Origin of the sequence: Stenotrophomonas sp. TWI1149 (genome assembly GCF_039673155.1) — a bacterium.
GTDB lineage: Bacteria > Pseudomonadota > Gammaproteobacteria > Xanthomonadales > Xanthomonadaceae > Stenotrophomonas > Stenotrophomonas maltophilia_AA.
Window position 1 is genome coordinate 25,380 of the sequence record NZ_JBDJLB010000007.1, and the last position, 24,177, is coordinate 49,556.

A 24,177-nucleotide genomic window follows, 5' to 3' on the forward strand; every position below is an offset into this window, starting at 1 on the left:
TAAGCGTCCATGTATAGGCGATCTCCATGTCGCCCCACTGAATGATTATCACCCTGGACTTACCGGTGCAACCTTTCGATTCCAAGGATGGGACTGAGATCTCGTATCCCCAGCAGATATTCTCGTCGGTAGATCACTACTCTATGGAACCGTTTAGCGCGTGGCTTAGGGCGCAAGAAGCGCGCTCCCCGGGGCCCCTCTATCTGGCTGGCAGCATGAACCGGATCCGTGGCCGCCTTTATCATCGACATCAGCATCACGCCAAGGCAAGTAACCGGAGCATTTATTGAGTAGCTTTGGTTGATCAGGCCTGCGATATCTACTCGAATCGTACGCTCGTACTCTCGGCTGTTGAGGATGCCGGTCTCACGGTTCCAGTCTATGTGTTCGTAGTGGAAGAGCACCGGGCCGTCGTTGGATTTGAAGCCCCACTGCGCATTGATTCCCCGTACGGGCGCCGCCGTTGTTCTTGAAGAGGGTGCTTATCAGTTCGGCGCCGATCGCGTGCATGGTGCTGGCGCGCACCGCATTGCGCAGGATGTCGGCCGACTAGCTGCCGCCGAAGTGAATGTTGCCGCTGTTGTCGATCCAAAACAGCCCGTGAGCCTTGCTCGCGCCAGCTGGGTTCGATCCGGTCACCCTCCACATCATGAGGTCATTGTTCGCGGACCATCCGATCAATTGGTTATTCACGTCGTTAAGCACACCGTTCGGCTGCGCCAGCACTTTTAACAGCTCTGCCATGATCCGGTCTCTACCGAGAGCAGACGCCACCCTGCGGCGCTGCCGCGCCGTGGCACACGGTCCGGCGATGAGGTCGTGAATGTCCGCCTGCTCGCGAAAGACCGCCGCATAGTTGAGTGCAGTGCCTCGCAACTCGGCGTGCGTAAACCTGGCGGACAGGTTCTTCATCGCAGCGATCGTACAGGTCGCGGTCTCGGGGACTGATAGGAGTTACCGATTACCGTTGAACTCATCACCGCAGGAAATCTCAACGTGCTGCTCAAAGTGATCACCGCCAAGCAGTTAGTCGCGCTGTGCAAGATCGACCAGATTGGGGCCATAGCCAGCTTCAAGAAGAGCTGCATATATCGCGTGATGAGGTCCCCCCTTCGATGCTTGTCAGCGGGGGCACGCACTGGTATCTGAGCGATATCCTGACACGGGTTTTTTGCGCAAAATCGCGCCCAATCATGCGTACCGGAGGGGAAGATCAGAGGTCATCGGAAGGGTGTTTCGAACGGGCACCAGACGGGTACCAGCCACGGATCGTGGCTCCATCACCATCGACACAATCGCGCTAACCACTTGATTGTGATGGTGGGCCCACCATCACCCACACTAGAGCCCAAAAGCATTGCCATTACTAGCTCACCTGAACTTCTACAGTGGCACTTACCGCCATAGTTACCGCCTACAATCGACCGCAGCGGATAGCGAAGTCAGGATCCCGCAGAGCGGCGAGGATTGGTCCTCCCAGTTGCTGGCGTGAAAAACGAGGCAACGAGGGAACAGGCAGCGCTAAGGCCCCAAACAAACGCAGCACCGAGGAGAGCGAGGATCGCTAATGCAACAACTGAGACGACTAGATAGCTCATTCTTCCACCCTACCAATCTTTCGTATGCTGTAGAACTGCGCCAGGGCTACCGCGATAGACGAAACGACCTAGGAGCGTGGCTGCGCGCATAGTTCCCTTGGCTGCCACGTGCAGGTTCTGCCCTAGCGCTATCCTAGGCTGGAATTTTTCACCAACCCTGTCGAGGGTATACGCCGTGGCGCAGCTTTTGAACGATACGATTGAGGCCCAGTTGTGGGCGCAAGATGCTATCACCCGGCTCAAGGGTGGCAATTACGGGGAGCTCGTTGCGGGGGTAGTCTGGACAGATGCTCGCGCTGAGGACGGATCGCTTCTGGTTGAAGCAGAACCTGAAACGATGCTCCGGGTGCTGGCGCGGGAACCGCTCCCAATACTTCATGGTCATGATCCAGGCCGCCCCGTCGGCAACGTCCTTGAAGCCGCCCTATTCCAAGCCCCGACTGGTGAACGATTCGTAGCAGCCATTCTCGGCCACTACACCCGTGATCGAATACTGACGTTCGCCGAGCTCGGGCTGAATGACGTCGCGGCTTCGCAGTTGAGCAACCTGCCTGAACCAACCGAAGAGGCATGGATTCAGATCGCCAGCGATCCTCGAGACGTATCTGAGGCTTGGGTGGACGAAATCGCCCAGGACGCTCCGCTCCCTATCGTTCGCACTCCGCTATCTCACAATTCCAGCGATGCATGGCATGAACTCATTCGAATCGGACTACCCTTCGCCCTGCTTGTATGGAATCCAGCAGCGAAGGCGTTTGGCACTGAGGTAGGGAAGGCTGTCTATGCTGCTACGTACACGTGGCTGAAGAAGGCCATTGAAAGTGCACGTGAGCGCAAGGCACCGTTGCTGTGCTTTGAAAGTCACCAGCAGGGATGCCAGGTCACTTTCCTGATTCGCGGCAATGACGTGTCACTGAATTATGCCGCCCAAGAGGGTCTCTCTCAGGCCGCTGCTCAAGCTGCAAGGTTAGTCACCCTCCTGGCACAGCGAGGAATGCCAGCATCCAAGCTGGTGTACGAGATCGACGCCAAGGCACTTAGGTGGTTCCCGTCATATGCTGTTCTCGACAACGGGCGGATCATCGCGAGCACACCAATGCTCATTGCCTCCGCTTCGGAGCTACCTGCAGGGCTAAGCCTTGGGCTAACTCGCAAGGACATGGGCAAGTCACATCAAGACAAGGATTGATCAGTACAGAAGGACCGGACACTGAAACGGGCCGCCCCATGGGCGGCTTTTTCATACGTCGAATGTGCCCAACGAGAAATGTCGCCTGATCGAGTCTGCCACGTTGCTTCCCCGAGCGCGCGCACTTGTCTCCCCGCCACGCCTGCGCACTTCATATGCTGGTTTTCCTGCACCCCTGCAGTGCACCCATATGCAGGCAGCTGCGAGCTATCGCGGCAATAGGGGCATTGGTTGAAGCACTGCGAAACCCTGCGCCTACGCGCATGTCTCAGGGACCTGCCTTCTAAGATGTAATCGCGTCAGAAGGGAGTGCCGAGACGGCGACGGCAGGAAGTGTCCGATAGCGTCCAAGATGCGAGTTTCAACATAAGGTGTGTTTCAAGAACGCTATGAGCTAAGGCCATGTAACGGCTCTTTGGTAACGCTGTTATTGGCGTGAACGCACTTCGAATACTGCAGCGACACGCATCTCCCCCACGGCCCTAGGCGAGGCTCCGGTGACTTTTCAGCGTCATTACTACTGAAAGTTGTAGCCTCACCGGGTTTGCCGGTAACACCGGTAACACTGGTAACAACCCAGACACACAACAGTGATTTCAGTCACTTACGGCCACATCACTTACCACCCCCATTGGTAACAGTCGGTAACAGCGGTTACACGTTAGACTGCAAGTAGACCCGTGGCGTGCTGTCTGCCTTTAGCCACATGATCGGCACCGACAACATACCGACCAGCAAGTTCGACTCAATGTCGTGTCGAACCAACGTCAGAATCGATGGCCACAACACGTCAACCGGCTGAATCCCAGGCCGATAGCGGGCCGTCAGGTGCTTCGCATCCAAGATCTATCGGTGTCTTGGTAATCCTCAGTTTTTTCTTCCTCCTTCTTCTAACGCTCGCAGAGCCTTGTCCACGCTGAGCGACCCGGATACCTGGCTGGGTGGGTAGTCCTTAAAGGTGGCGAGAAACGCGCCGACGACGCCTGTCGCCGGCATCATTACCCACAATTTTTCACCCCACCATTGGCCATAGGACGTGGACTCAGTCTGGTACCGCTCCCACGGGTCAACACGCAGGTTGGTTACCAGCGGCACGTTGGTCGAATCCTCCTTGCCGCTGAAGAGGTTTCCTACGATGGTTTTGAAGGTGATCTTCCACTGGTTGTAGCGCACCGCCATGAGATCGGCGTTGTCGCTGAAGTAGAAGAACTCCCGGCGCGGACTCTGCGTCACCTTGCCTTCGAAGAACGGCTTGAAGTTGTAGCCGTCAAGGTGATTCCTGAAGGTCTTGGTTCCTGCCTGATACCCATCCAACAGCTTCTCTTTAAGCTCTGGCTCGCCGGCGGCAGCAACCAGCGTCGGCATCCAGTCTTCGGCGGACATGATGTCATTGATGATGACTCCAGACGGAATCACTCCGGGCCAGCGGGCCAGCATTGGCACCCGGAATCCTCCCTCGTACACTGTGCCTTTCTCTCCCCGGAACGGATGGTTGCCCCCGTCAGGCCAGCTGAAAATTTCGGCGCCATTGTCGCTTGTGAACAGCACCACCGTGTTATCGGCGACACCGAGCGCATCCAGCTTGGCCAACAATTCGCCAACGATCCAATCGAGCTCGGCCATGGCATCGGCAAAGAGGCCGAATCCGGTCTTGCCGTCCCACTCTTTGGACAGATGCGTCCAGGAATGGCACCGCGTCGAGTTATGCCAGAGGAAGAACGGCTGGCCCTCGGTTACCGAGCGCTCGATGAAATTGCACGAACGCTTCACCAGGTCGGCATCGATGTCCTCCATGCTCACCTCCGCAGAATCATCCATGCCAGGATGCGGAGGTAAAGGCCCTGCATCGGCAATCTTCTGCCTGCCGACGCGCCCCCAACGCGCATCCTCAGTGGCATCGTCCTCGTCGGCTGCCACGCTGTGAATGATGTTGCGCGGCCCGAACTTCTCGCGGAAGCTCGCATCCTTCGGATACTCAGGATCGTAGGGCTCTTGCATCGCGTTCAAGTGATAAAGAATCCCGTGGAACTCGTCGAAGCCATGCACCGTGGGCAGATACTCGTTGCGGTCGCCCAGGTGATTCTTCCCGATCTGCGCTGTCGCATATCCTAGCGGCTTCAGGATCTCGGCGATGGTCGGATCGGAGTCCTGCAGGCCCTGCTTCGCTGCTGGCAGGCCAACTTTCAGTAGCCCGGTACGGAACGGGGTCTGACCGGTGATGAACGCCGCGCGGCCTGCTGTGCACGACTGCTGTCCGTAATAGTCCGTGAACAACGCTCCTTCGGCAGCCAGTCTGTCGATGTTCGGCGTACTGCCACCCATCATGCCCCTGTGGTAGGCACTGATGTTCCAGATGCCTACATCATCGGCCATGATCATGATGATATTCGGCTTGTTCGTGGTGTCCATCCAGCAGCTCCGGAGACTTCGGCACAACGCCGATTGTTACTCGGATTGTGGATGCCGCCGGTGTTCTCTACCGCCGAAGTTCTACTTGGTCGATCTCGGTACTTCTACTGAGATAAGCGCGATCCCAGCTAGAGCGGGAAGATCGACGGCAGCGGACTGCCCAGAGGGGTACGAGTTTCACCGGACGCGAATCATCGCATCCCTGCGGTGCTTTCAACATCGAAGGCCCTGGTGTAGCCCTCATCTGCAGGGGGACAGCCCGGTTCGCTAACGGCTCTGCAGCTGCGCAAGGCGGCGGTGCCGCCGCACGCCAGTACAACTACTGTGCATTAGCCAGTAGTTGACTCGATGCGTGCCAAGGCCCGTGGTGCCAAGCTGAAACTGGGCCTAAGGAGCGTTCCTCATGTCATCAGTCCTAGAGATCGCCGTTCGTTTCGGAACCGATCTGTTGGAGCGGACCGATGGGCCGCTTATGTTTCGCTTTTTTCTACAACCAAGCATGGCCGTGGTAACCGCCGCAGTTGACGGATTTCGCGATGGCAAGATTGGACGCGCGCCCTACTTGCATCGGCTTATTCATAGCGAAACCATCGCGCGCCGTGCCGTTTGGCGCGAAGGCATCATCGCAACTTCGCGGATACTACTGATCGGTGTATGTATGGACCTCATCTATCAGTACAGAGTGTTCGGAAGCCTCCTGTATCCGATGGAGTCATTCGTCATCGCCGTTCTGCTTGGCTACATTCCGTACTTGGCATTACGGGGGCCATTCGCAAGGCTCTCGGGGTACCTCCTGGCGCGAAGGCGCGCCGCAAGACGGAGAGACACTGATCGTGACAGTCCGTCCTGATTTTGACAAAGCTGCGCTCAAGGTGTTCTCTGATGCTCGCTATCGTCCGCATGTCGACGTTGCAATGCTATAGGGTCGTGACATGACGCGGCCCGGACGTAGAAGCTTGCCCGCGCTGTGCGCGGGCAAGCAATCAAGGGCATGATCAGCCCCGTGGCCCAGAGTTTAGACTGCAATCTTGGAGCCGATTTGTCTTTTCAGCATTTCGCGACGCGCGGGGCTGTGTACGACGTCCATATCCACGCCTCGTAAGTCGAACTGCGGGAGCGCCAAGTAGGCGTCCACCTTTTCGCTCACGGGTGCGTCATCCAATCGCTTACAGATGTGCCGGTTGATGCGCCAGAAGAACTGGCCGGCCAGCTCGTCGACGGTGCTCTTCTGACCGGACGGAACGCCGGCATTCTCTGCTTTGCAGAACAGCACGAATGCCAGTGCCAGACTGTCGATCACTTTCATGAGCGTCTGGTCGTACAGCTGCTCGGCGGCGTCTTGGATCACTGCGCTGGTTAGGCTGATGCATCTTGACGCCACGTCCGCAGTCTCTAACTCGATGCGCGGGAGGTCTTTGGCGATCTCCGCCTCAAACGCGCCGTACTCTTCTGCCAGCGAGAGCGCGGACCGCTCGGCCACGCGCAGCTTCTGGACTTCGCGCGTGAGTGTGCCATCCCCGTCGCGCAGCTTTTGCCGCCACTTCTCGCGCGCAGCATCCGCATCGGCCTGCGCTGCTTGACGTGCACGCTGCATGGTCTCGATCTTGCCCACCGCGCTGCGCTTGACCTGGACGGCCTCGCCCAGCTCCTTGGCCAGATCTCTCAACCGTGCACGCCGCTCGCTGTCCGCCACGACCGGCTGTCGTGGCTCGATGCTCTGCTCGGCCTCGTTGTGCGACGTTATAGCGGCTTGGTTCTCTCATCTGAATTCTCCATTGGGATTGGTTGAATGGCGCGCGAGCACTGTGCTCGCGGCCGGTTGTTGCTGTTGGGTTAAAGCGCGCTGTCGTGGACCTTGCGCGAGTCGAAGACAAACAGGCGTACCGCGCCCAGACCCGGGATACGCACAACCGTGGACGCCCGGCCGTCGGTGCCCGGCTTGAGCCACCCGGCGTCCACCAACGCGCGCGCCGCCAGCCGTGCGTCGAAGCCTGCGCATAGCTCTCGGTTGAACGCTTCAGGAAGCACCATGTACTCGGTGACGCCCACCTCATCGAACCGCTTGAAGCCCGCGCGATCACGCACCGGCAGCCCGGCTTGGGGTGCGCGATAGGCTTCCAGCCGGCTCTCGCCATGCGCTTCAAAGAAGGCACGGATGCGGGACAACAGGGCATCGGTATCGGCGCTGCCAGAGCCGCCACGGCGCCTCAGCCACGCTTGGAAGCACACCGCTACGCTGGAGGTGGCTTCCCCCTTCGGCCAGCCGGTGAGCTTGTGGCGGCAGCTGCTGGCCAACTCCCCGGCAAAGGCTGCGATGGCAAAGCGCTCAGCGACGCGGCGCACCTCCCCCGATGCATCATCGGGAACGTGGGTGGCCAGGAAGCGGTCGGTGGACTCGCGCAGCTGCGCTGTGAGTACTGGGCTGTCGGTATGGGTCAGGTACTCCAGCCACAGCGGCCACGGCGCGCCGTAAGTGCGTGCGGCGGCATCCTTGAGGATTGCCGACAAGCCTGCACCATCGCTGGCATCGTGCAGGCGCTCAAAGACGCCATGACCGGCTTCTGCCTCCGCTGGTACGTCAGCCAGACGCACTGACTGCCCAGCACGGGCCTGCTTGCCGACTTCAGCCATGTGCTGTGCCAAGCCGACCTCGCCCGCCGACAGGATCATCACCCGCCAGCGTGCGGTGGCCCTAGCATCGCCCGCCCGATTGGCCCGGCTCTTGCCGTTGCCGTTGGCAAGCAGATAGGCGGCATCACCGGCCTGCTTTGGATCGACTGCGCCAGCTCATCCAAGAAGAGCGTGGCATCGTTGTGTAGCACCGCCACACCTTCCAGCCCGTTGGCCGTGCTGCGCCATTCTCGCGCGTACTCGGGCGGGCCCACGACGCTGGCAGCGACGCGCAGCGCGGTTGTCTTACCGCTACTACTGCCTCCGACGATATGGAATCCGATGGCAAAAGTCATCGTTCGAAAGCGCGTGGCAGCGCTTCATCACGATGGCGCTTCGCGAAGCTGTCATCGAAATACAGGACCGCTTCTCCCTGCATTCGGCTGAAGCATCACGGCGTCACGGACACAGTGGGCAACCGCGGCGACAAGCAGGACGCGGCGGGCCATCAGTCGCCGCCGACGACAGGGCGCTACGACCACGCTCTGCCCGTCGTGAAACCGCCACGACGCCGCTGATTTTTCCGGTCATTGTTCCGCCAGCTCTTATCAGCCACTTCGGGGAAACCCCAAGTGCCTGATTTCTTTGGTGGGCCCACCAGGATTCGAACCTGGAACCAAAGGATTATGAGTCCTCTGCTCTAACCGTTGAGCTATAGGCCCTTGCGGCCGCACAGTGTAGTGGAGGCCCGCAGGCGCTTTCCACTGCAACCCTCACATCAGCCGAACCGCCGCCCCATTTCCTGCACCCGACGCGCATTCTCCGCAGCCAGCTCACGCAGCACGCCCGAGCGCAGCAGCGCCGAACCCGCCACACGCTGCCAGTAGTCCACCGCCAGCGGCACTGCCCAGTGCAGGTGCGCGAGCTGACCGCTGCGCTCCGGCGCGATGGGGGCGAGCGGCGTAGCCGCACGCAGCACCCCTGTGCGCGAGGGGGCCAGTGACATCGGCAACATGTCATACGCGGGCGCCAACGGCAGCGGGCCGCGATCGACCAGGTGGAAACCCAGATTGCCCTGATGCATGTCGCTGTTGCCGATCAGCCGGCCGAACGCGTGCAGCCTGCCCATGGCGGCCTGCGCGTCGCGATCGACCCAGCCCTGCGTCAGCAGCGCGTCGGCAGCCGTCCCCCAGTCCACGGTCACGTCACCGACGAAGGCCGAGGACAGCGCCAGCAGCGAGACGAAGCCACGCCGGCCGAGCACGTCGACGGTGCGGTCGAAGCGCTGCACCTCCAGAAACGTATGCGTGTCGGTCTGGAGGATCTCGGACGCCGCTGCCGGCACGCCCGCGTCGCGCAGGCACTGCAGGGCGAGGTGCTCGCAGACCAGCAGGTCCGCCCAGCGTTCGGCGGCCTCGCCCGCGGTGGGCTGCGCGAACTTCACCAGCGCCGCATAGCGCCCTCCCTCATGCTCCACCGTGGCCGTGAACTTCGGTTGCTCGCCACCGGGCGACGATCCGACGTCTTCGCCTTCCAGTGCCGCTGCGGCGCGCTCGGGATAACGACGTGTGCGCTGCGCGGCCAGGACGTGATCGCCGGGCGCATCGAGCGCGCGCAACGCCATCTGCACGGCATCGCCGCCCAGCAGGAGATCACCGATCTCGGTGCCGCCTGCACGCACCAGCGCCTGCAGGGTGTCACCCAGTTGCCAGCGATTGAGGTCGTCGGGGATGCCCAGGTCACGCCCGCGACGATGCGCGAACGCACGCCCGAGGAAGCCCTGTGGCCGCAGGTCGTCCAGATACCACGGCAGCCCCGGGAAGTGGCCGTCCACGGTCTCGTCTGGCGAACGGGTCAGATTGGGGCGTGCGGCGGTGGTCGAGACGTGGAAGGTCTCGCCCGTGAGTGCCACGACCGTACCCAGTTCTTCAAGGGTGGCGTCCGGGCGCAGACGGAACAGCGGCCACTCGCTGCCCGCGGCGGTCTGCTGGCGGACGGCATAGGCCGTGGCGCGGGTGCGGCCAAGTCGCACCACGCGGTCCCCGGCCTCGGCGACCAGACGGCTCAGGGTTGCCCGGGTGACGCCCAGGCGATCGATGAGATCGGCCGCCGATACCGCCTCGCCAGCTGGCAGGCTGTCGAACAACGTCTGGAGCTGCACGGTACGGGGACGGGCCATGGTCTGGATGTCGATACGAATTATGTTACGAATCTATACGCCAATTTTCGGCGAGCCGCAACCTCATGCCGCCTATAAGTTATTGATTGAAATCACATCACTCCGAGCACCAACACAAACACAGCAGAAATTAAGTTACGAAACTAGCAACGAAATCACCAAATTAATCTAGCGATCCCCCACCCCCTCGAACAGCCGCTCCATCCGCTGCGCCGCCGCGCGGCTCGAGTACACGCCACCCGGGCTGGCCCCGCCGATCGCGCACTGCCCGTTGTCGGTGACGACCAGCTTCGACCCCTGCAACGAGGCCCGCACTGCGCAGGGTTCCTCGCCCAGGAACAGCTCATCGCCCATCGGCTCGGCGCTGCCGATCAGCGCGCCCTCGCTTTTGCCGCCCGCTGGCAGCATGCGCAGATGCAGCGTGTCGCCCTTGGCCTGTATCTCCAGCACGCGCCCGGCGCTGCCGTCCCACTGCCCCAGCCAGCTGCTGAAGTCGGTGTCGCCCATGTGGCCGGTCTTCATGACACGCTGTTCCGGCGCCCAACCCACCACCGCTTTGCCCGGTGGCAGGACCTGCACGCAGTAGTAGTCGTTCCAGCGGCTGCCGATCACCAGGCTGCTGCCCGGTTCGACCTCATCGCCGCTGCGGCAGCCGTCCTGCGGCGTGTCCAGGCAGCCAGCGCGCTCACCGACCAGGGCCACGTTGCCTTCATCCACGACGCGGCCGACCGTGAGGTCGGGCTGGGTCTGGAAGAAATCAGCTGCGTTGCAGGCAGGCTGCTGAGGCTCGGCGGCCAGCGCGGCGAAGGGGCACAGGGCAAGGACAAGCAAGCCTTTTTTCATCATCATTCCATCGATCCACAGGTCTAAAGCGACGCGCATCCTACCGCATCCGCATTGCTGCCCGCTGCACGCGCGGCGGCATCTGCCGCCCCAAAAAACAAACCCCGCTTGCGCGGGGTCTGTCGGGTTTCAACGCGATGCGCCGGTATCGATCAATCGATATCCAGGAAGCTGCGCAGCTGCTCGGACCGGCTCGGATGACGCAGCTTGCGCAGCGCCTTCGCTTCGATCTGGCGGATGCGCTCGCGGGTGACATCGAACTGCTTGCCGACTTCCTCGAGGGTGTGGTCGGTGTTCATGTCGATGCCGAAGCGCATGCGCAGCACCTTGGCTTCCCTCGGGGTGAGGCCGGCCAGCACGTCACGCACGGTTTCAGACAAGTTGATGTTGGTGGTGTTCTCGATCGGGGACTCCACGTTGGTGTCCTCGATGAAGTCGCCCAGATGGGAATCCTCGTCGTCGCCGATCGGGGTTTCCATCGAGATCGGCTCCTTGGCGATCTTCATCACCTTGCGGATCTTGTCTTCCGGCATGTCCATTTCCTTGGCCAGCTCCTCCGGCGTAGCCTCGCGGCCGTACTGCTGGAGCATCTGGCGGGAAATGCGGTTCAACTTGTTGATCGTTTCGATCATGTGCACCGGGATACGGATGGTGCGCGCCTGATCGGCGATCGAACGGGTGATGGCCTGGCGGATCCACCAGGTCGCATACGTGGAGAACTTGTAACCACGGCGGTATTCGAACTTGTCCACGGCCTTCATCAGGCCGATGTTGCCTTCCTGGATCAGATCGAGGAACTGCAGGCCGCGGTTGGTGTACTTCTTGGCGATCGAGATGACCAGGCGCAGGTTGGCTTCGACCATTTCCTTCTTGGCCTTGCGCGCACGCGCTTCACCGTAGGCCATGGCGCGGCTGATTTCCTTCAGCTCGTCCAGTTCCAGCCAGGTGGTCTTCTCGATGTCGATCGTCGCCTGCTGTTCGGAGATGATCTGGTCCTTCACGTCACGCAGGGCCGAGGACCACTTCTGCTTGCGCTTCAGTGCGTCTTCCACCCACTCCAGGTTGGTCTGGTTGCCTTCCCACGAGCGGATGAAGTCCTTGCGCGGCATGCGCGCGGTCACGGTCGCCAGGTTCAGCACGCGGCGTTCGTGGGACTTGATCGAGGCCATGACGTCGCGCAGCTGCTTGACCAGCACATCGGTCAGCGGCAACGGCAGCTTCAGGGTCACGAACACGGCGGCCATGTCGTCGCGCAGCTTGGCCAGCGGCTTGCGGTCGCCCTTGGCAGCGGCCTTCTTGAACGCGGTGTACGCGTCGCTCAGGGCCTGCATGCGGCGTGCGACTTCTTCCGGATCCGGACCGGTCGGGCCGGCTTCTTCCTCGACGTCGTCGCCGTCTTCTTCCTCGTCGGCGTCGTCCTCGGCATCGTCGCTGGTGTCTTCCGCGACGACCGGGGCCGGCACTTCTTCGACCAGGTCGTTGAAGCCGACGATCACTTCGGCCAGGCGCTTCTTGCCTTCCTTGTGCGCGTCGTAGTCGGCCAGCAGCGATTCCACCGATACCGGGAAGGTACCGAGTGCGGCCTGGACCTGGCCCAGACCTTCTTCGATGCGCTTGGCGATGGCGATTTCGCCTTCGCGGGTCAGCAGCTCGACCGTACCCATTTCGCGCATGTACATGCGCACCGGGTCGGTGGTGCGGCCACCTTCGGTGTCGAGCGCGCTCAGCGCGGCGGCGGCTTCTTCGGCCGCGGTGTCATCGACTTCGCGGTTGCCGGTGTTGCCATCGTTGAGCAACAGGGTTTCTGCATCGGGCGCAACTTCATGGACATCAATGCCCATGCCGTTGATCATGCCGATGATATCTTCGATCTGCTCCGGGTCGACGATGTCGTCGGGCAGATGGTCATTGACTTCGGCGTAGGTCAGGTAGCCCTGTTCCAGGCCCTTGCTGATCAGAAGCTTGATGTCGTTTTGCTGGGCAGGACGTTCGTTGGCCATGTAGTGCTCGCGCCACCGGCTGGGAGAGGGAATAGAACCTAGCATTATACCAGCCCGGCGCCCCGCGTTCCCGGGCGGTGGTCCCGGGGGCTAGGGTCTGAGCAGGAAGGTCACGGGACCATCGTTGACCAGGCTGACAACCATATGGGCACCAAACTGGCCGGTTTCCACCCCCGGGGCATGTTTTTGTCTGCAGATGTCGACCAGCCGGTTGAATCCGCGTTCAGCCTCCGCCGGCGGCGCGGCGGTACTGAAGCCCGGCCGCATCCCGCTGGATGTATCGGCCGCCAGGGTGAATTGGCTGACCAGCAGCAGTCCGCCGCCGGTATCGCGCAGGGACCGGTTCATTTTTCCGGTCTCATCGCCAAAGACACGATAACCAAGCAGCCGATCGGCCATCCGGGCGATCTGGGCCTCGGTATCGCCCGGCTCCATGCCGACCAAGGCCAGCAGGCCGGGCCCGATCTGGCCGATGACGGCCCCCTCGACACGGACGCTGGCTTCGCTGACGCGCTGGATCAGGACAAGCATGGACGGGGCTCCGCAACTGAAGGCGGACTACCTTAACGCCCCTGCGCGCCGACAGGCTGGCCGCCAGCGGCTAGACTTTGCGGTGATGAAACCGCACACCACTGCCCGCCTGGCCTACCGCGCCGCTGCCCTGTTCACCCGCCTGCCCTGGTCCTGGCTGCGTGCCTTCGCCTCCGTGCTGGCCTGGCTGTGGATCCGTCTCAATGCCCGCGAGAGCCGCGTCACCCGCCGCAACCTGGAGCTGGCCTACCCCGGGATGGGCGAGGCCGAGCGCGCCGTCCTGCACCGCAACGTGCTGCGCTCGACCGCGCTGCAGGCGATCGAGACCCTGCGCCTGTGGACCCAGCCCCGCGAACGCAACCTCGCCCGGCTGACCCAGCGCCACGGCGAGGCGCTGTACGACGCGGCCCTGGCCGCCGGCAAGGGCGTGATCGTGGCCGCCCCGCATTACGGCAACTGGGAACTGCTCAACCAGTGGCTGGCCTCGCGCGGGCCGATCGCGATCGTCTACAAGGCCCCGGATGAGGCCGTGGGCGATGCCTTCCTGCAGCTGGTCCGCGGCGGCGACAACGTGCAGCAGGTGCGCGCAGAGGGCCCGGCGGTGCGCCAGTTGTTAAAGGTGCTCAAGGACGGCGGCGCCACCGGCATCCTGCCCGACCAGCAGCCCAAGGCCGGCGACGGGGTGTTCGCGCCGTTCTTCGGCGTGGAGGCGCTGACCATGACCCTGGTCAACCGTCTGGCCGAGCGCACCGGCGCGACCGTGCTGTACGGCTGGTGCGAGCGGGTCGGGCCGGGCATGGAGTTCGCCCTCCACATCGAACCGACCCTGCCGGCCGTGGCCGATCCGGACCCGCGCACCGCCGCCAGCGCCCTCAATGCCGGGATCGAGCGCATCGCCCGGCGCGATCCGGCGCAGTATCAGTGGACCTACAAGCGCTATACGCTGCGCCCACCGGAGAGCGGCGAGGCCGATCCCTATGCCACCGAGGACCATCCGCACTGACTGCGACGCAGCGTCGCGCCCCTGGCGCGATTGAATCGGCGCGATCCGTCCCCACTGTGGAAACCACGATGTCCCCCACGGCCCCTGCCATGTCCTCTGCTGTTTCTTCCCCGTTCGGCGATCCGGCCGCGATCCGCTGCGAGCGCGCGGTGGCCGAGCTGCGTGCCGGTCGCCCGGTGGTGATCGACGATGGCCACGGCCAGCGCCTGGCCTTCATCGCGCTGGACAGCAGCACCCGCACCAGCTACACCGCCTTCGCTACGGCCGCGGAAGACCGCCACTACCTGTTCCTCACCGCGACCCGTGCCCGCGTGCTCGGGGTCAGCGCCGAACGTGGCGCCCGCGTGCCGCTGGCCGGGATCGACTTCGATGCCCTGCCCTCGCTCAGCTACCTGCGCGATCCGGGTGCGATGCCGCCGGGCTGGACCGGTGGTGAAGCGCTGGACGATGGCGCGGTGGAGATCGCCCGCCTCGGCCTGCTGCTGCCGGCGATGGTCGGCGTGCTGTTGAACTCCGATGACCGCCGCTTCGACGCCTGCGCGCAGGTCTCGCTGTGCGACCTGAGCCAGGGCGCCGAACAGGCCGCGCACGCCTATGAGCTGGTGGCCCGCTCGCCGGTGCCGCTGCGCGAGGTCGGCATGACCGAATTCGCGGTGTTCCGCGGCGGCGTGGCCCAGCGCGACCAGGTCGCGATCATCGTCGGCAGCCCGGACCTGTCCGCGGTGGTGCCGGTACGCGTGCATTCCTCCTGCCTGACCGGTGATCTGTTCGGTTCGCTCAAGTGCGACTGCGGCGACCAGCTGCGGCGTGGCCTGCGCAAGCTCAAGGAGCTCGGTGGCGGCGTGCTGCTGTACCTGGACCAGGAAGGCCGCGGCACCGGCATCGCCGCGAAGATGCGCGCCTACGGGTATCAGCACGATGGCCTGGACACGATCGACGCCGATGCCCAGCTCGGCTTCGGCGCGGATGAGCGCCGCTACGGCAGCGCCGTGGCGATGCTGCAGGGCCTGGGCGTGACCCGCGTGCAGCTGCTCAGCAACAATCCGACCAAGGCCCAGCGCCTGCGCAACGCCGGCATCGACGTGGTGGACTGCGTGCCGGTCACCGGCGACATCACCGCCGAGAACGAGCAGTACCTGCGCACCAAGGCCGAACGCGCCGGCCATCTGCTCGATGTCGACGCGCTGATCCAGGCCGCGCAATAGCCCACGGCAACCTGCTACCGTCTGCGCCACGGACGGTTGCACCTGCACGCATGCGTCCGGCCTGTTTCCTGCCGAGCGCCCTGCCTTGTCCGATCTCCTCGACACTCCCGTGCCGCCGCCCCTGCCCGCTGCTCCCGCGGCGCCGGACTGGCAGCCATTGCCACTGCGCTCGGCCTGGCTGGCCGCGGTCAGCGGGGCGATCAGCGGTGCGCTGCTGTTCGGCATCGTGCCTGGCGCGCTGTGGGTGCTGTTCGAGCTGCCGGCGCGCTGGTGGGGCGTGGCTGCACTGGTGGTGGTGGGCACGCTGGCCGGCGCGATGATCGGCTTCCGCCGCCAGCGCCGCACCCGCTGGCGGCTGGACGCGCATGGCCTGGGCCTGCGCCGTGACCTGCTGTGGCAGCACGAAACGCGCGTGCCGCTCTCGCGTGTACAGCACCTGGACCTGCGCCGCGGCCCGATCGAGCGCAACGCGCGGCTCAGCACGCTGGTGGTGCATACCGCCGGCAGCCGTTTCAGTGCGGTGACCATCGGCGGGCTGGACAGCGACGACGCCGAGCGCCTGCGCGACACCCTGGCCTACCAGCTGGACCAGGATGACGACGCGCTATGAGTACCGTGGCGCCGGCCGACGACGCCCCGCAACAGCGGCTGCATGCCTGGTCATGGCTGTTCGTGCTGCTGATGCAGCTGCGCCAGTTCCTGGTGCCGCTGATCGCGCTGGTGGTGTTCGGACAGCGCGGTGACCGCGATGAGATGTGGTCCTACGTCGGCGCGGTGATCGTGATCGCGGTGCTGGTGGCGGTGTCGATCCTGCAGTACCTCACCTACCACTACCAGATCGGCACGGCTGCGATCACCGTGCGCAGTGGCGTGCTCTCGCGCAACCGGCGCGAGATTCCGTTCGCGCGCATCCACAACGTGGTGGTCCACCAGAACCCGCTGCACCGTTTGTTCGGCGTGGCCGAGCTCAAGCTCGAATCGGCCGGCGGCCACCGCCCCGAGGCCGAAATGCGCGTGCTCAAGCTGGAGCAGGCCTTGGCACTGGAACAGCTGGTGCGCCAGCGCGGCACCGTGCAGGCCGCCGACACCGCTGGCAGCGCGGAAACCGCCGCCCCGGCCGAACCGGCCGAGGACGTGCTGCTGGCGCTGGGTACCGGCGACGTAGTGCGCATCGGCCTGCTCTCCAACCGCGGCTGGGTGGTGGTGCTGGCCGCGCTCGGCGCGGTGCTGCAGATCTTTCCGCGCGCACGCATGTCCGACGCGATCGAAGCCGGTGGCCGCCAGCTGTTCGGCTACGCCAGCGACCTGCATGTGAGCACGCTGGGCTGGGCGCTGGCCGCGCTGCTGATGGTGGTGGTGTTCTGGCTGCTGCTGCGGGTGTTGTCGGTGGTGCTGGCGCTGCTGCGCTACCACGGCTTCACCCTGAGCGAACGCGAGCGCCGGCTGACCGTGGCCACCGGCCTGCTCACGCGCATGCGTACCAGCGTGGCACGGCGTCGCATCCAGGCTTGGACCCTGCGCGAAAGCACATTGCAGCGCTGGGTCGGCCGCCGCCAGCTGCGCATCGACATCGCCGCCGGCAACCCCGGCGAGAACGAACGCCGCGACCTGCGCGAACTGGCGCCGCTGGCCACCGTGCCCGCCTGCGACGCGCTGATCCAGCATCTGCTGCCCGCCCTTTCCTGGCCGCCCACACAGTGGCAGCCGGTGCAGCAGCGCCAGTGGTGGCGGCTGTGCCTGCCGGCGCTGCTGATCGTGCCGCTGCTGGCCGCCGCTGCGGTAGGGGAACTCGGCCCGTGGGGCGCTGTCGTGCTCGCCTGGCTGCCGTGGTCGGCGTTCCGCGCGCACCGGCAGATGGCGCGTATCGGCTATTACCTGGATGAGCGCTATGTGGCCATCCGTGGCGGCTGGTGGCAGCGCTGGTGGCGTTTTGCCGAGCTGGACAAGCTGCAGGCGCTGCGATTGACCCGATCGCCCCTGGACCGCCGGCTGGGCACCGCCAGCGTGTGGCTGGATACCGCCGGCGCGGGGCTGGGCACGCCGCTGGTGCTGCAGTTCCTGCCGGAAGCGGAGGCGCGTGCGGTGTATGAGCAGTTGGGCCGCGCGTTGGCGAAGCGCCGCCTGCGCTGGTAGGAGAGCATCCACGCATGGCGTGGATCTACCGGGTGACGTGCATCCACGTCGATCTGCCCGGTAGTGCCGGCCGCTGCCCGGCTCCTCGCCATCCCGGCAGGCATCGCAACCGCTGCCTTACCGCCTTGCCGGTCCCCAATAGCCGAGATCCCTGCGGATCTGCAGGCCGCGCGTCCACGCGCCGAAGGGCTTGCGCTTGAGCGTGCCGAGTTCGCCGGACAGGAAATCCTCGGTCGCCGCGATCACCCGCTCGGAGGAATACCCATCGCGGAACGGATGGATGGTGTCGGCATAGCGACGGATCTCGGCCATCAATGCCGGGGCGGGATTCAACGCCTGGGCCAGCATCACCGGCAGCTGCGTGGCATCGTCGAAATCGAGCATGTGCGGCTGCGGAACCCGGTTGCGGAAGGTCACCACCGGTTTGTGCTGCACGATGAACTCGGACACGATCGAGGAGGTGTCCGAGACCAGCACATCGGCCGCACGCTGCGCGGCCATCACCTGCTCCGGCTCGATGAAGCGCGCATGCGCGCCGGCCAGCGCGCGGTAGCGCTCGAACAGCTCGGGCGCGCACTTGGGGTGCAGGGTCAGCAGCCAGTAGTGGTCGCCGCGGGCGATGTCGGCGGCAATCGCGTCATACAGATGCGGCGCCGCGCTCAGCCGCTCGGTGAAGGTCGAGCCGAACAGGATCACCGGGCGCCCCTGTGCAGGCACGCGCATTCCTGCGCTCAGGCCGCCGTCGTCGCGGAACAGCGGATCCAGCTTGGGCCAGCCGGTTTCGGCCACGGCGAAGTGACCCTCGCGCGCGGCCAGCTCGCGGAACGGCGTGGTCGTGGCCGGGCCCTGGGTGCAGTACAGATCGAACAGGCCGCGCACCCGGAAGTGGCCACGGGCGCTGTCGCGCTTCTGCACGTTGAAGCCATGGAACACCTGCACCTTGGCCCCGGCGATGAACGGCGGCACCCAGTTGGCCGCGCTGAACACCGCGCGCGGGCGCAGGGCCAGCGCCTCTTTCAGCCCGACATCGGGCACGCCGGGCAGCGACGCGCCGGCGGCGCCATCGGCGAACCAGGCCGACACCGATTGACCGGATGCGTGCAACGCCTGCGCCAGAGGGGCGAGAATGGGCAGCGCATAACGCTCCGTCGCAAACAGCAGGTACTCGGCCATCATGTCCTCCTCGACCGCTCCCACTGAACGGCCTCGCATTTCGGCCTGCATTATCGCGTTCAATGAAGCCGACCGCATCGGCGACTGCCTAGCCTCGCTGGCCTTCTGCGACGAGATCGTCGTCGTGGACTCGCAGTCCACCGATGCCACGGTCTCCATTGCGACGGCCGCCGGGGCGCGGGTGCTGCAGCGGTCGTTCGATGGCTTCCGCAGCCAGAAGGCGTTCTGCGTCGCGCAGGCCTCGCATGACTGGGTGCTGTGCCTGGATGCCGACGAGCGCATCAGCGACGCCCTGCGCGAGGCGATCCTGCACGCCCGGGCCAACGGCTTCGCCGGCCACCACGGCTACCGGTTCGCACGGCTTTCCGAGTACTTCGGCAAATTCCTGAAGCATGGCAATGCCTACCCGGACCGGGTCCTGCGCCTGTTCGACCGCCGCCACGGCGGCTGGCGTGGCAAGCGCGAGATCCATGAGGCGGCCAGTGTCGATGGCGCAGTGGGCACCCTGCGCGGCGACCTGATCCACTACCCCTACCGCTCGCTGGAGCAGCAGTTGCTCAAGACCCAGCGCTATGCGCGGATGATGGCCGAGCACGAGTTCGCGCGCGGCAAGCGCGCCACCCTGCCCAAGCTGATCCTGGCCCCGGCGTGGCGGTTCTGGCGCGGGCTGCTGCTGCGTGGCGGCTTCCGCGATGGCTGGCACGGGCTGGTCTACGCCTACGTGCGCGCCAACTACGTGCGCCAGAAGACCATCATGCTGTGGATGCTGCAGAACGGGCAGCCGGTCACCGACCCGCCGCGGGATCAGCCCGGGGCCTGAGCCCGGGCCAGCGCCAGGCGGCGCGTGTGGCCCTGGACGATCGACAGGCCGGCCAGCAGCCCGACGATGGTGACGTAGAAGCTGGCGGTGATCTGGTGCGCGAACATCGACTGGGTGATCCCGCACAGCACGTAGGTCACCACCACCATGATCCCGGCCGCGGCCGGGCCACGGAAGGTCTGCTCGCCGCTGCGCCGGTGCAGGCCGGTGAACACCCACAGCGGCACGCCATAGATGGCCAGCAGCAGCAGCAGGCCGGGGACGCCCTGGGTCGCGGCCCATTCGGCCAGATCGTTGTGCGCGTGCCCCAGGTGGCAGCGCTGCTCGCCCGGATCGTCCCGGCACACCGGCAGGCGCTGCATGGCGCTGTCGAAGTGGCCGATGCCCACCCCGGTCAGCGGATGGTCGAGGAAGGTCTCATAGGCCACCTGCAGGCGCTCCACCCGCGCGCCGGCGGAGGAATCGCTGTCACCGCGCTCCATCCGCACGACGTCGTGCTTGAGCTCGGTCAGCCGGACCTGTTCGCGCAGGCTTGGAATGGTCAGGGTCAGGGTGCCCGCGATCGCCACCAGCGCCAGCAGTACGCCCAGCCGCGCACGACCGGTGCGCCAGCGCAGGCTCATCGCCATCACCACCAGCAGCGCCAGCAGCGCCAGCCAGACCCCGCGGCTGCCGCTGAGCACGATGGTCACACAGCCGGCGACCATGCCCACGATCACCCAGGTCCAGCGCTGGTGCGGCCGGCAGAACACCAGCAGCACCATCAGCACCAGCACGATGTCGGCCAGCACGATGGCGTTGGTGCTCAGGTCGGCACGCGGGGCGCCGCCGGCCACTTGCAGGATCGACAGCACCATCGTGCCAAGCAGGCCGGCCAGGGCGCCCGCCCACAACCAGCGGATGTCCGGCCGCAGCGCGCAGACCCACAGCGCGATCCACGGAATCACCACGAACCGCGAGCGGTTGTCGATATCGCGCAGTCCCTGCTCGAACAGATAGATCGAGAGCAGCGCGAAAGCGATCGCGGCCACCACCAGCCAGGCCAGCACCTTCACCGGCCGCCCGGCCAGGCCACGCGCGCGCCACAAGTAGTCCGGCGCCAGCAGCGTACTCAGCAGCAACAGGATGCCGTACGGCAGCAGGTTCTGCGGCAGGGTCAGCACCAGGGCGGGCATGCAGAACAGGCCCACGGTGGCGATCCAATGGGCCACGCCGGCACGCCCCTGCAGTGGCGGCAGGGAGGCAGGCAGGGCCGGCTCGGATGCAGGGGAGAACGTCATTGCCAACCTCGATTGCCACACCCAGGCACGCACGCCCGTGATTGCATTGGACGCGACCGGCGCCCACGGACCTGCGGCAGGTGCCCGGGGAGGCGGCCAGCATTGCAGAATTCACTCATCGCCGTCGATCCGGTGCAGTGCGCGTTCGCGTGCCTGCTCTTCGGCGCTGGCCACGCAGGGCCCATGGATATCGCCCGGCCTCACCAACCACCAACGGCGACGGTTGGCGACCCCGGCCAGTTCGGCGCTGGTGCGGTCCACGCAGGCCAGCAGCGCGTCTTCCTGCACCAGCAGCCAGCGCTGCTGCGGCTGGGCCGCCTGCCAGGCGACACCATCGACCAGCTGCCGGTCCCAGCGCCGATTGAACCCGAACGTCGCGGCATCGCGGTCGGCCATCAGCAGGTTCTGCTCCTTCCACGCGACCAGGCCCAGTTCCGCCTCCGGGCCGATGCGCTGGCCGACCTGCTGCATCAGGCCACGTGCCGAGCTGGAGTCGTTGAACAGCGGATAGCCGATCAGGCCGAATGCCACCCAGGCCATGGTGAGGGTCGCCACCACCGCCAGATGGAAGCGGCGGACGCCGGCGATGCACAGGGTGAGCACGGCCCAGCAGCCCAGCGCCACCGCCACCCAGCCCAGGCCGGAGGTCACCGCAGTGTCGATGCCGCGGTCGAGGATCAGCTTGCGCTCGAAACCCGGCTGACCGAGCAGCATCGAGATGCCGATGCCGAGCAGGCCCGCGGCCAGCAGGGCCACGAAGCCCCCGAGCAGCCACTGGAAAGCGCGCTTGCGCAGCAGCCCGGGCAGCAGCGGTGCCAGCGCCAGGCAGAACATGGGCAGCGCCGGCAGGATGTAGACGTCGCGCTTGCCGTTGGGGATCGAGAAGAACAGCACGATCAGCAGCCACCACACCAGCGGCAGCAGGTAGCGCGCATCGCGGCGCTGCAGGCGTCGGCGCCAGGCGGGGATGGCCCAGGGAATCGCCAGGAAGGCCGGAATCCACATCGACGGCATCGTGCCCAGGAAATACCACCACGGCTGGTGGTGATCCCAGGACTGCGCGTAGCGCTTGGCGGTCTGCCGGAACAGGATGTCGTCCAGATAGGCGCGGTACTCGGCCGAACCGCTGCCCAGCGCGGTCACCACCATCGGCACCAGCCACAGCGCGATCGCCAGCACGAAGGCCAGCGGCCCGACCCAGAAGCGCCAGTCGCGGATATGCAGTTTGACCCGCGGCCAGCCCAGCACGGAGGCCACCGCCGCGGGCAGGATCATCAGCAGCGCGATCACGCCGACGCCCTTGGTGATCACGCCCAGCCCGGCGGCGAACCAGCCCAGCCACCACCAGCGCCAGGCCGGCCCAAGCAGCAGGTGACGCAGCAGCCCGTAGTTGGCCAGGGTGATGAAGAACACCACCAGTGGATCGATCTGCGCTTTCTTGGACTGGAACGTAAAGTGCAGCGCGAACAGCAGCGCCCAGGCGGCATACAGCCCGACCCGCCGCGTCCACAGGCGCCGGCCCAGGTCGTGGACGCAGGCCAGCGTGCCCAGTGCGGCCAGCAGCGACGGCAGCAGGAAGGCCACGCGCCAGTCGCCGATCAACGAGTACAGCGCGGCCTGCGACCACATCAGCATCGGCGGCTTGTCCGAGTACAGCTCGGTGCCGCGATGCGGGAACAGCCAGTCGCCGCTCTCCACCATCTGCTTGGCCACCAGCGCGAAGCGGGGCTCGTCGGACGGCCACGGGTCACGCATGCCCAGGCCGGCCCCCAGAACGAGCAGGGCCATCAGGGCAAGCAGCCAGAACTCTCGGGATGCGCGGGTTTTAAGCATGGGGCGGGATTCTAGCCGGGTTCGGTTCAACCCTTCTTTAGCAGACGCGCATAGAAGAAGCCGTCAGCACCGTCCTCACCGGGCAGGCGCTGGCGCCCGGCCCACGAATCGTGGCCATACGCCTCTCCCAGCGGCAGGAAGCCCGCGTCCCGGGTGCGCTGCAGGAAGGCTTCGACCTGGAACTGGTTTTCATCGCGCAGGATCGAGCATGTCGCATACAGCAGGGTTCCGCCCGGGGTAAGCATCGTCCAGCAGGCATCCAGCAGGCGGGCCTGCAAGGCCATCAGCGCCTCGATGTCGGTCGCACGGCGATGCGCCAGCACATCCGGCTGCCGGCGGATGATGCCGGTGGCCGAACAGGGCGCATCGAGCAGGATGGTGTCGAACAACTGCCCGTCCCACCAGCTGGCCGGATCCGTCGCGTCACCCGCGAGCACCTTCGCGTTCTGGCCGACGCCGGTACGCACGAACGTTTCGCTGATGCGCTTGAGCCGGCGCGCATCGATATCCAACGCCAGCAGCTGCAGGGTCGGATCGCGCTCCAGCAGATGTGCGGCCTTGCCGCCCGGTGCGGCGCAGGCATCCAGCACCCGCGAGCCCGGGCGCGGCGCCAGCGCATCGGCGACCTGCTGGGCGGACAGATCCTGCACCGACAGCGCGCCATCGGCGAAGCCGGGCAGCGCGGACACGGCGACGGGCACCGGCAGACGGATCGCATCAGCCCCCACGCTCGAGGGCTCGGCCGCGATACCTGCCGCCTCCAGCTGTTGCAGCATCGCCTCGCGGCTGCTGTGCTGGCGGTTGACCCGCAGCCACAGCGGCGCGGCCTGCAGGCTGGCGCTGAACACGGCATCGGCCTCCTCCGGCCAATCCTGCTCGATCTTCTCGGCCATCCACAGTGGGAAGGCATCGCGCGCGGGCAGCGGCGGAATGCCTTCGCGCTGGGCGCGGCGCAGCAGGGCATTGACCATGCCGGCCTGGCGATCACGGCCCATCGCACGCGCGGCGTCGACCGTGGCCGACAGCGCGGCGTGCGCCGGCAGCTCCAGCGCATCCAGCTGCGCGAAGCCGACCAGCAGCAGCGCGCGCAGTTCGTCCTCACGCACGCCCAGCGGCCGCGGCATCCACTGCGCCAGCGCGGCGTCATAGGCGGCGCGACGACGCAGCACCGCAAAGCACAGCGCCTCGAGCAGCGCGCGGTCGCGGCTGTCATCCAGGGTCGGCAGGGCGGTGGCCAGTTCGGCCTTGAGCGAGCGGCCACGGCCGATCACCTGGGCCAGCACGCGCGCGGCCAGCACGCGGGTGGGCACGCCGGGGGCGGTATGGGCGGTGTAGGGGCCTGCAGGCTTGCCGGAGCGCACGTTGGTCATC

The 24,177-nt window shown here is 65.4% G+C and carries 18 protein-coding genes, 1 tRNA gene and 1 pseudogene; 6 read left to right on the forward strand and 14 right to left on the reverse strand.

What is annotated here, in order from left to right; translation table 11 throughout:
* Positions 1–549: 549 nt before the first annotated feature.
* Positions 550–912 (reverse strand): hypothetical protein, encoded by a 363-nt coding sequence (locus ABE424_RS09535; protein ID WP_346490734.1) that lies wholly within the window; start codon positions 910–912, stop codon positions 550–552.
* 861 nt (positions 913–1,773) lie between these two features.
* Here ABE424_RS09535 and ABE424_RS09540 point away from each other — a divergent pair.
* Positions 1,774–2,787, forward strand: a complete 1,014-nt coding sequence (locus ABE424_RS09540) for a hypothetical protein (RefSeq protein ID WP_346490733.1) — start codon at positions 1,774–1,776, stop codon at positions 2,785–2,787.
* An 867-nt stretch (positions 2,788–3,654) separates the two neighbouring features.
* Here the strand turns inward: ABE424_RS09540 and ABE424_RS09545 are convergent.
* The 9 genes and pseudogenes from ABE424_RS09545 to dtd form a co-directional block, all read right to left on the reverse strand.
* Positions 3,655–5,196, reverse strand: a complete 1,542-nt coding sequence (locus ABE424_RS09545; protein ID WP_346490732.1) for an arylsulfatase — start codon at positions 5,194–5,196, stop codon at positions 3,655–3,657.
* 1,015 nt (positions 5,197–6,211) lie between these two features.
* Positions 6,212–6,889, reverse strand: a complete 678-nt coding sequence (locus tag ABE424_RS09550) for a hypothetical protein (RefSeq protein WP_346490731.1) — start codon at positions 6,887–6,889, stop codon at positions 6,212–6,214.
* Between the two features lie 140 nt (positions 6,890–7,029).
* Positions 7,030–7,866 carry a hypothetical protein gene (locus ABE424_RS09555; RefSeq protein WP_346490763.1) on the reverse strand — a complete coding sequence of 279 codons (837 nt, stop codon included), beginning with the start codon at positions 7,864–7,866 and terminating at the stop codon, positions 7,030–7,032.
* A 167-nt stretch (positions 7,867–8,033) separates the two neighbouring features.
* Positions 8,034–8,162: pseudogene (locus tag ABE424_RS09560) on the reverse strand (DUF927 domain-containing protein); the annotation flags it as partial.
* Between the two features lie 290 nt (positions 8,163–8,452).
* Positions 8,453–8,528 (reverse strand) — tRNA-Ile (locus ABE424_RS09565).
* 56 nt (positions 8,529–8,584) lie between these two features.
* Positions 8,585–9,985 (reverse strand): type II toxin-antitoxin system HipA family toxin YjjJ, encoded by a 1,401-nt coding sequence (gene yjjJ / locus ABE424_RS09570; protein ID WP_346490730.1) that lies wholly within the window; start codon positions 9,983–9,985, stop codon positions 8,585–8,587.
* A gap of 168 nt (positions 9,986–10,153) precedes the next feature.
* Positions 10,154–10,828, reverse strand: a complete 675-nt coding sequence (locus ABE424_RS09575; RefSeq protein ID WP_346490729.1) for a hypothetical protein — start codon at positions 10,826–10,828, stop codon at positions 10,154–10,156.
* 152 nt (positions 10,829–10,980) lie between these two features.
* Positions 10,981–12,828, reverse strand: a complete 1,848-nt coding sequence (gene rpoD, locus ABE424_RS09580; protein ID WP_176988080.1) for an RNA polymerase sigma factor RpoD — start codon at positions 12,826–12,828, stop codon at positions 10,981–10,983.
* A 90-nt stretch (positions 12,829–12,918) separates the two neighbouring features.
* Positions 12,919–13,359: a D-aminoacyl-tRNA deacylase gene (dtd, locus tag ABE424_RS09585; protein WP_346477788.1), complete on the reverse strand. Its 441-nt coding sequence runs from the start codon at positions 13,357–13,359 to the stop codon at positions 12,919–12,921.
* 85 nt (positions 13,360–13,444) lie between these two features.
* Between dtd and ABE424_RS09590 the strand changes: the two genes are divergently transcribed.
* The 4 genes from ABE424_RS09590 to ABE424_RS09605 all read left to right on the forward strand — a co-directional run bounded on the left by ABE424_RS09590 (position 13,445) and on the right by ABE424_RS09605 (position 17,700).
* Entirely contained in the window at positions 13,445–14,362 is a 918-nt protein-coding gene (locus ABE424_RS09590; RefSeq protein WP_346490728.1) for a lauroyl acyltransferase, read from the forward strand.
* A gap of 89 nt (positions 14,363–14,451) precedes the next feature.
* Entirely contained in the window at positions 14,452–15,567 is a 1,116-nt protein-coding gene (gene ribA, locus ABE424_RS09595) for a GTP cyclohydrolase II RibA (RefSeq protein ID WP_346490727.1), read from the forward strand.
* A 109-nt stretch (positions 15,568–15,676) separates the two neighbouring features.
* Positions 15,677–16,177, forward strand: a complete 501-nt coding sequence (locus ABE424_RS09600; RefSeq protein WP_346490761.1) for a PH domain-containing protein — start codon at positions 15,677–15,679, stop codon at positions 16,175–16,177.
* Complete coding sequence (locus ABE424_RS09605; RefSeq protein WP_346490726.1) at positions 16,174–17,700, forward strand: PH domain-containing protein; 1,527 nt, start codon at positions 16,174–16,176, stop codon at positions 17,698–17,700. The genes ABE424_RS09600 and ABE424_RS09605 overlap by 4 nt, the downstream gene beginning before the upstream one ends.
* Before the next feature lie 117 nt (positions 17,701–17,817).
* Here the strand turns inward: ABE424_RS09605 and ABE424_RS09610 are convergent, their stop codons facing one another.
* Positions 17,818–18,876, reverse strand: coding sequence for a CDP-glycerol glycerophosphotransferase family protein (locus ABE424_RS09610; protein ID WP_346490760.1), 1,059 nt, complete (start codon positions 18,874–18,876; stop codon positions 17,818–17,820).
* Here ABE424_RS09610 and ABE424_RS09615 point away from each other — a divergent pair.
* The gene (locus tag ABE424_RS09615; RefSeq protein WP_319210983.1) at positions 18,875–19,693 is read left to right on the forward strand and encodes a glycosyltransferase family 2 protein; all 819 of its coding nucleotides are present in this window, start codon (positions 18,875–18,877) and stop codon (positions 19,691–19,693) included. The genes ABE424_RS09610 and ABE424_RS09615 overlap by 2 nt on opposite strands.
* Here the strand turns inward: ABE424_RS09615 and ABE424_RS09620 are convergent.
* The 3 genes from ABE424_RS09620 to rsmB form a co-directional block, all read right to left on the reverse strand.
* On the reverse strand, positions 19,678–20,973 hold the full coding sequence (locus tag ABE424_RS09620) for an O-antigen ligase (RefSeq protein WP_346490725.1): 1,296 nt from the start codon (positions 20,971–20,973) through the stop codon (positions 19,678–19,680). The genes ABE424_RS09615 and ABE424_RS09620 overlap by 16 nt on opposite strands.
* A 111-nt stretch (positions 20,974–21,084) precedes the next feature.
* Positions 21,085–22,806: a glycosyltransferase family 39 protein gene (locus ABE424_RS09625; protein WP_179459937.1), complete on the reverse strand. Its 1,722-nt coding sequence runs from the start codon at positions 22,804–22,806 to the stop codon at positions 21,085–21,087.
* 26 nt (positions 22,807–22,832) lie between these two features.
* Complete coding sequence (rsmB, locus tag ABE424_RS09630) at positions 22,833–24,176, reverse strand: 16S rRNA (cytosine(967)-C(5))-methyltransferase RsmB (RefSeq protein ID WP_346490724.1); 1,344 nt, start codon at positions 24,174–24,176, stop codon at positions 22,833–22,835.
* Between the last annotated feature and the right edge of the window lies 1 nt (position 24,177).